1 protein-coding gene is annotated in these 1,137 nt (G+C 65.4%); it reads left to right on the top strand.

Annotation, left to right across the window (positions count from 1 at the left end; genetic code table 11):
* Positions 1-69: 69 nt before the first annotated feature.
* Positions 70-1,137 (top strand): IS30 family transposase (locus tag MUN85_RS12500; RefSeq protein ID WP_250506996.1); only part of this gene is annotated, 1,068 nt, incomplete at its 3' end.

Below are 1,137 nucleotides of genomic sequence, written 5' to 3'. Positions count from 1 at the left end.
GGCGGATTCAACCGGTCAACGCAATGGGTGCTGTGAGATGAAGCAGACGTTGATCTCAGGAGGCATCGGTTGCAGGGCAAGCATGGTCATCTCAGTCGTGAGCAGAAGCAGCTCGCGCTCCGTCTCCACTCGAAGGGATGGAGACTCATCGACATCGCTCGCGAGATCGGGTGCACGGCGCCGATGGTCGGCCGCATGGCGAGGGAAGGGCGTCACCTCGACGGGAAACCGTTCGGCTGGGAGCCGCGCGAGGGTCATCTGACGGTCTTCGACCGCGAGGAGATACTCGTGGGTCTCGCCCGCGGTGACACGCTCACTGCGATCGCGCGCAGCCTCGGGCGGGCGGTGTCGACGATCAGCCGCGAGGTCAAGCGGGGCGGCGGACGCGAGGAGTACTCGGCGTGGCGGGCGCATGAGGACGCCCGGGAGCAGGCCCGCAGGCCGAAGCCGTTCAAGCTTGACGGTGGCCGGTTGCTCAAGACCGTGACAGCGCAGTTGAAGCAGCTGTGGTCGCCGCAGGAGATCGCTGCCCGCCTACGGTTGGAGCATCCCGACGACCCGGAGATGCACGTGAGCCACGAGACCATCTATCAGTCCCTGTTCGTACAGGGACGCGGGCAACTGCGCCGAGAACTCGCCCGCTGCCTGAGATCGGGACGCACGGCCAGGAAGGCGCGAACGGCAACGAATCGGCGCGGCCGTCTGCCAGGGATGGTCATGATCAGCGAGCGCCCCGCTGAGGTCGAGGACCGCGCCGTTCCCGGGCATTGGGAAGGCGATCTCATTCTTGGTGAGAACAGCCGTAGCGCCGTCGGAACCCTCGTCGAACGCAGCACCCGCCTCACGCTCCTGCTGCATTTGCCTGATGGGAAGAGTGCAGACAAGGTGGATGCCGCGATGCGCGAAGCGATCACCGCGCTCCCGTCGTCGCTGGCGCGGACGATCACCTGGGATCAGGGCGCGGAGATGGCCAAGCACCTCGAGTTCACAGCCACAACCGGGATCCCGATCTACTTCTGCGACCCGCACTCCCCGTGGCAGCGGGGCAGCAATGAGAACACCAACGGGTTGCTACGTCAATACCTTCCGAAGAGCACCGATCTGAGCATCGTTAGCCGCGCGGACCTGACCGCGATT

It is taken from the genome of Bowdeniella massiliensis, from assembly GCF_023634005.1.
Taxonomy (GTDB): domain Bacteria; phylum Actinomycetota; class Actinomycetes; order Actinomycetales; family Actinomycetaceae; genus Bowdeniella; species Bowdeniella massiliensis.
Note: the sequence above shows the minus strand (reverse complement) of the source record. Positions and strands in the feature narration are given on the sequence as shown.